The sequence below is a fragment of the Skermanella sp. genome (genome assembly GCF_059503625.1).
In genome coordinates, this window is record NZ_JCACHA010000990.1 from 1 (window position 1) to 6,311 (window position 6,311).

Annotated in this window: 8 protein-coding genes; 7 read left to right on the forward strand and 1 reads right to left on the reverse strand. The window is 65.4% G+C overall.

The window, feature by feature from the left end:
* The 7 genes from AC5JJ6_RS36240 to AC5JJ6_RS36270 form a co-directional block, all read left to right on the forward strand.
* Positions 1-595, forward strand: a 595-nt coding sequence (locus AC5JJ6_RS36240) for a TRAP transporter small permease (RefSeq protein ID WP_496046685.1), incomplete at its 5' end; no start/stop codon positions are given.
* Positions 586-1,881, forward strand: a complete 1,296-nt coding sequence (locus AC5JJ6_RS36245) for a TRAP transporter large permease (protein WP_044426687.1) — start codon at positions 586-588, stop codon at positions 1,879-1,881. The genes AC5JJ6_RS36240 and AC5JJ6_RS36245, both read left to right, overlap by 10 nt.
* 31 nt (positions 1,882-1,912) lie before the next feature.
* Positions 1,913-2,656 carry a GntR family transcriptional regulator gene (locus AC5JJ6_RS36250; protein ID WP_496046686.1) on the forward strand — a complete coding sequence of 248 codons (744 nt, stop codon included), beginning with the start codon at positions 1,913-1,915 and terminating at the stop codon, positions 2,654-2,656.
* A gap of 180 nt (positions 2,657-2,836) precedes the next feature.
* Positions 2,837-3,673, forward strand: coding sequence for a 5-dehydro-4-deoxy-D-glucuronate isomerase (gene kduI, locus AC5JJ6_RS36255; RefSeq protein WP_496046687.1), 837 nt, complete (start codon positions 2,837-2,839; stop codon positions 3,671-3,673).
* Positions 3,674-3,684: 11 nt separating this feature from the next.
* On the forward strand, positions 3,685-4,443 hold the full coding sequence (gene kduD, locus AC5JJ6_RS36260) for a 2-dehydro-3-deoxy-D-gluconate 5-dehydrogenase KduD (RefSeq protein ID WP_496046688.1): 759 nt from the start codon (positions 3,685-3,687) through the stop codon (positions 4,441-4,443).
* 20 nt (positions 4,444-4,463) lie between these two features.
* Positions 4,464-4,808: a cupin domain-containing protein gene (locus tag AC5JJ6_RS36265; protein ID WP_496046689.1), complete on the forward strand. Its 345-nt coding sequence runs from the start codon at positions 4,464-4,466 to the stop codon at positions 4,806-4,808.
* Positions 4,805-5,800 (forward strand): Gfo/Idh/MocA family protein, encoded by a 996-nt coding sequence (locus AC5JJ6_RS36270; protein WP_496046690.1) that lies wholly within the window; start codon positions 4,805-4,807, stop codon positions 5,798-5,800. Before AC5JJ6_RS36265 ends, AC5JJ6_RS36270 begins: the two co-directional genes overlap by 4 nt.
* Before the next feature lie 5 nt (positions 5,801-5,805).
* Here AC5JJ6_RS36270 and AC5JJ6_RS36275 read toward each other — a convergent pair whose 3' ends face one another.
* The gene (locus tag AC5JJ6_RS36275; protein WP_496046691.1) at positions 5,806-6,015 is read right to left on the reverse strand and encodes a twin-arginine translocase TatA/TatE family subunit; all 210 of its coding nucleotides are present in this window, start codon (positions 6,013-6,015) and stop codon (positions 5,806-5,808) included.
* Positions 6,016-6,311: the final 296 nt, after the last annotated feature.

Here is a 6,311-nt window from a genome sequence, read left to right on the forward strand (position 1 = left end):
AACGTTGGCCCCGCATAGGGGGGTCATGGTTCCGCGCCGCCCCGCCGGTGAACTCGACGGCGTGCCGGGCACGCCTTCGACGGCCCGGAAGGCGGCCATCCCGATCCTGACGCCCGTCAATGCCGTGATCAGCCGGTGGTGCATGAAGCTGGCGGTCGCCGGGCTGTTCGGCATCGTCGGTTCGGTCGTGTGGCAGGTGTTCGGCCGCTACGTCCTGAACGACACGCCGGTCTGGGCGGAAAGCACGGCCTTGCTGCTGGTCATCTGGGTCACGATGCTGGGAGCTGCGGCCGGTGTCCGCGATGCTGGCCATATCGGCATGGAATCGCTGGTGGTCCTGCTGCCCGAACGCGCCCAGCGCGTTTGCGAGATCGTCATCCACTGCCTGACGATCGTCTTCGCGCTGACGATGGTCGTCTACGGCTGGGAAATCATGATGTCGGTCTGGGAATACAGCATGCCGACGCTGCATGGGCTGTCGCAGGGCGTCCAATACATCCCGGTCGTGCTGGCGGGCGTGCTGATCTGCATGTTCTCGACCGAGCACGTCATCGCGACCCTACAGCACAGGGAGGTCGAGCCGTCATGGCACTGATGATCCTGTCCGGCAGCTTCGGCTTCCTCCTGGTTCTCGGCGTCCCGGTGGCCTTCGCCATCGGCCTCGCCTGCGTCGCCGCCATCTCGTTCGAGGGCATCCCAGTCGCCGTGGTGTTCCAGCGGATGGTTTCGGGGATGAACATCTTCTCGTTCCTGGCCATCCCGTTCTTCATCTTCTCCGGCGAGCTGATGCTCCACGGCGGCATCGCGCAGAAGATCGTCGATCTGGCGAAGAGCGCCGTCGGCCACGTGCGCGGCGGCCTGGGCATGGCGAACGTGATCGCCTGCACGCTGTTCGGGGGAGTGTCCGGCTCGCCGGTCGCCGACGTCTCGGCGATGGGCGGCGTCATGATCCCCATGATGAAGAAGGAAGGCTACGACGCCGACTACGCCGTCAACGTCACGACCCACGCGTCCCTGGTCGGCGCACTCATGCCGACCAGCCACAACATGATCATCTACGCCTTCGCCACGGGCGGCAAGGTGTCGATCACCAGCCTGATGCTGGCCGGTATCGTCCCGGCGCTGTTCCTGACGGTCTGCATGCTGGTCGCCGCCTACTTCGTGGCCGTCAAGCGCGGCTATCCCGCCGCTTCGTGGCACGGCTGGCATACGATCCTGGTCACCTTCGTAGCTGCCCTGCCGGGTCTGCTGGTGGTCGTCATCATCCTGGGCGGCATCACGACGGGCATCTTCACGCCGACGGAATCCGCAGCCATCGCGGTCTGCTGGTCGCTGTTCCTGACCTTCGTCATCTACCGCACGATGACCTGGGAAAAGCTGATGGTCGCCGCCGCCAAGGCGGTCAAGACGACGGGCATCATCCTGCTGCTGATCGGGCTGTCCGCCACGCTGCAGCACCTGATGAGCCTGTACGAGCTGGCGGACCTGACGGGAGAGGCGCTGTCGGGACTGACGACCAACCCGCTGTTCATCTTCCTGATGATCAACATCATCCTGTTCCTGCTCGGCACCTTCATGGACATGGCGTCCACGATCCTGATCTGCACGCCGATCTTCCTGCCGATCGCGATGGAGATGGGGATGGGTCCGGTGCAGTTCGGCATGGTCATGCTGATCAACTGCGCGCTCGGCCTCAACACGCCGCCGGTCGGGACGACGCAGTTCGTCGGCTGCGCCATCGGCGGCATCACGGTCGGTCAGGTGATGCGGACCATCCTGCCGTTTTATGCCGCACTGACGATTGCCCTGCTGTTCGTGACCTATATACCGGGCTTCTCGACCTGGCTGCCCAGCTTCGTGCTCGGCCAGCCGGTACAATAACCAGCCGGTATAGCAAGGGGAGCGCTGGAACATGACCTCGACCATGGACCATACGGACGGAGCAAAGCCCGCGCGGCGCGGCGGAATGGTGCTGCGTTCCTCCCAGCGGGGCGCCACGATGGCGTCGGTGGTCTTCCGTGAACTGCGCGACGAGATCGTCTCGATGCAGCGCAAGCCCGGCGAGGCGATAGCGGAGAAGCAGATCGCCGAAAGCTACGGCGTCAGCCGGACGCCGGTCCGCGAGGCCGTGCTGCGGCTGGCGGACGACGGGCTGGTAGAAGTGTTTCCCCAGTCGGGGACCTATGTTTCCCGCATCCCGCTCGACCGGCTGCCGGAAGCGATCGTGATCCGCAAGGCGCTGGAGGAAGGCACGGTGCGCCATGCCGCCTCCCGCGCCACAGCGGCGGACATCCGGGCGTTGCGCGCCAACCTGGAACTTCAGGAACGCATGCGGGTCTCGGGCGATCACGAAGGCTTCCACCAGTCGGACGAGGCGTTCCATGCGATGCTGGCGGAGATATCCGGGTATCCGGGATTCTGGACGGTCATCCAGCAGGTCAAGGTCCAGGTGGACCGCTGCCGTCGCCTGACCCTGCCGGAACCGGGCCGGCTTGTCAGGGTGATTTCCGAACATACCGCCGTGGTGGAGGCGATAGCCGCCCACGATCCGGAGCGGGCGGTGCGGAGCATCGCCGCCCATCTGGACGGGCTTCGGACGGCGGTCGATGCGGTGAGCGCCAGTCACAGCCAGTACTTCACGAACGTGGCGGAGTAATTCCAGAGTCGAAGATGTCACTGTTGAAGAGGCTCATGCCGTAGGTCGGTCTAGAGCGAAGCGGCAGCCGACATAGACGCGCCTGCTTGTCGGCTGCCGCTTCGCTCTAGACCGACCTACGCGGCTTCGGCCCGACATCCAACGATCCTTTCCTATTCACTTTACCAAGAGGCACCGACAATGAAGATGACCATCCGGCACGCGTCGCATCCGGACGCCGTCCGCGGCTTCGATACAGAGGCGCTCCGTGAGCACTTCCTCGTGCCGACGCTGTTCGAGGCCGACGAGACGGTCATGACCTACAGCCACGTGGACCGGTTCGTCGTCGGCGGCGCCATGCCGGTGGCGGGGCCGATCACGCTGGAGACGCACAAGGCGATCGGGTCGGATACCTTCCTGAAGCGGCGCGAACTGGGCGTCATCAATGTCGGCGGTCCCGGCCGGGTCACGGTCGACGGTGTCAAGTTCGACCTGGACCCGCGCGACGCGCTGTACGTGGCGATGGGCAGCGTCGATGTCCGGTTCGAGAGCCTGGACGCTGGCCAGCCGGCCAAGTTCTACCTGAACAGCGCCCCGGCCCATGCCCGGTTCGAGAGCATGAAGATCCCGCTGTCGGCGGCGCGGAAGGTCGAGCTGGGCAGTCCGGCGCAGTCGAACGAGCGGACGATCTACCAGATGCTGCACCCGGAAGTCGTCCAGACGGCTCAGCTGGTGATGGGCATGACCGTTCTCAAGCCGAACAACATGTGGAACACGATGCCGTGCCACGTGCATGACCGGCGCTGCGAGGTCTATTTCTACTTCGATCTGGCCGAGACGGCGCGGGTGTTCCATTTCATGGGCGAGCCGAGCCAGACGCGCCATCTGGTCGTTTCCAACGAGCAGGCGCTGATCTCGCCGCCGTGGTCGATCCACAGCGGCGTCGGAACCAGCAACTACACCTTCATCTGGGCAATGGCCGGCGACAACCAGGACTTCACCGACATGGACATGGTCGGCATGGACGAGCTGCGTTGAAGGATCGGAAGATGGACACGAGCTTCGACCTTCACGGCATGACGGCCATCGTGACCGGCGCCAACAGCGGCATCGGACAAGGCATCGCGGTGGCGCTGGGGCGGGCCGGGGCGGGTGTCGCCGCCGTCGGCCGCTCTTCGATGGACGAGACGGCTGCGCTGGTGGCGGAGACGGGCGCTCCGTTCCTGGCGATCAAGGCCGAGCTTGCCACGCTGGCGGACATCCCGCGCATCGTGGAGGAGGCGACCGCCTGGAGCGGCCGGGCGGATATCCTGGTCAACAATGCCGGGACGATCCGCCGGGCCGACAGCATCGACTTCACGGAGGAGGACTGGGACGCGGTCATGGACCTCAACCTGAAGTCCGTGTTCTTCCTGTCGCAGGCCTTCGCCCGCCATGTGCTGGCGGCGGGGCATTCCGGCAAGATCATCAACATCGCGTCGATGATGTCCTTCCAGGGCGGCATCCGGATTCCGTCGTACACGGCATCCAAGAGCGGGCTTGCCGGGCTGACCCGGCTGCTGGCCTGCGAATGGGCCGGGCGCGGGATCAACGTCAACGCGATAGCGCCCGGCTACTTCGCCACCGCCAACACCAAGGCGCTGCGGGAAGACGAGAAGCGCAGCACGGAGATCATGGGCCGCATCCCGGCGGGACGCTGGGGCAAGCCGGAGGACTTGGGCGGGGCGGCGGTGTTCCTGGCGTCGCGCGCTTCGGACTATGTGCATGGCGTGACGCTGCCGGTCGACGGCGGCTGGCTCGCGCGCTGATTTCTTTGGGAGGTAAAAATATGGCGGACCGACAGAGCGACGTCTTCATCCTGGACCGGAATTCCGACTGGCAGGACCTGGGCGGCGGCATCCGCCGCAAGCTGCTGGGCTATAACGGCGCCGTCATGATGGCGCGGATCGAGTTCCAGGCCGGTGCGGTCGGGACGGAGCACAGCCACCCGCATATCCAGTGCAGCATGGTGGAAAGCGGCGTCTTCGACATCACGATCGACGGAAAGACGGAGCGGCTGCGGACGGGCGACGGCTTCCTGGTGCCGGCCGATGCGCTGCACAGCGCGGTCGCGGTCGAAGCCGGCGTCCTGCTGGACACCTTCGCACCGATGCGCGAAGACTTCCTGGCATGAACAGGCGCCGCGTCGGCGTGATCGGGCTGGGGATGGCGTCGCCGCCCCATATCCGGAGCCTGCTCGACCTGTCGGACCGGGTCGAGGTGGCGGGAGCCTTCAGCCCGACGCCGGAGCGGCGAATCGCCTTCGCCGCACGCTATGGCCTGCCGGTGGTGGAAACGGCGGACGCCCTGTTCGACGATTCCAGCGTTTCCGCGCTGATCGTGCTGGCTCCGCCGGACAAGCATGTCGAGTTGGTGAGGCGTGCGGCCGATGCCGGCAAGCATGTGCTGCTGGAGAAGCCGCTTGCCGAAACGCCGGCGGGCTCGGTTGAAGTGGTCGAGGTCATGGAGCGGGCCGGGCTGACGCTCGGCATGGTGTTCCAGCATCGGTTCCGCCGTGCGGCGGAAGAGCTATCAGCGCTGCTGAAAGCGGGCGTTCTGGGTGAGCCGCTGACGGCTGCGGTATCGGTGCGCTGGTGGCGGGACGAGGCGTATTACGGCCAGCCCGGACGCGGCATGAAGGCGCGCGACGGCGGCGGCGTGCTGCTGACCCAGGCGATCCACACGCTGGACCTGTTCGTCAGCCTGCTGGGGCTGCCGTCGGAGGTCGTCGGATTTTCGGGAACGACGCCGCTGCGCCGGATCGATACCGAGGACATGGTCTGCGCCGCCCTGCGCTGGCCGAACGGGCTGATGGCGACGGTGAACGCCACGACGGCGGCCTATCCGGGATTTCCGGAGCGGATCGAGATCGCCGGCACCAAGGGGTCTGCTGTCCTGAGCGGCGACAGGCTGGAGGCTTTTCCGGCCGGCGGCGAGGCGATCCGGATCGGCGACGACGGCGGCACGCTGGGGGGAGGCGCCGATCCGATGGCGTTCTCCCACAGCCATCACCGGGCGGTGCTGGCGGACTTTCTGGACGCGCTGGATCAGGGGCGAAAGCCCCGCGCCGATGGGCGCGAGGCGCTGAGGGTTCACCGGCTGATCGAGATGCTGCTGGCGGCTTGAGTGGTTCAGGCCTGATCGCGGCGCGGGGGCTCCTTGGCGTGGCCGTCGTCGGTGACGTGCTTGGCGCCGTCGGCGTTATCGTCGTTCAGGTTGCGCTTGAAGCTTTTGATGCCCTTGGCGACGTCGCCCATGACGTTGGGCAGCTTGCCGGCGCCGAAGATCAGCACGACCACCACGAGAACGACGATCCAATGCCAGATACTGAAAGAGCCCATGAGCGACCTGTGGTTCCCCGGATGCGTGACGGTTGAGCGGGCGGAGTTTGGCCTTAAAGCGGGACGGGCATCAAGGGGGAATTGCGTCTGATGGCTCGCTCGTCCCAGCGGAAACAGATTTGAGTTGATCCCATTATGGGAGCAAGCTAACATTTCAGAATGCGGATAATTTCACGACGGGCGTTGAGGGAACACTGGGAAAAACCGGATAGAGGTGACAGCGAAGCTCCTCTCTCCGCCTGTATAAGAGGATGTTGAGCTGAAAATTTGTAAAATTAGGGCTTAATGTCAGGCTG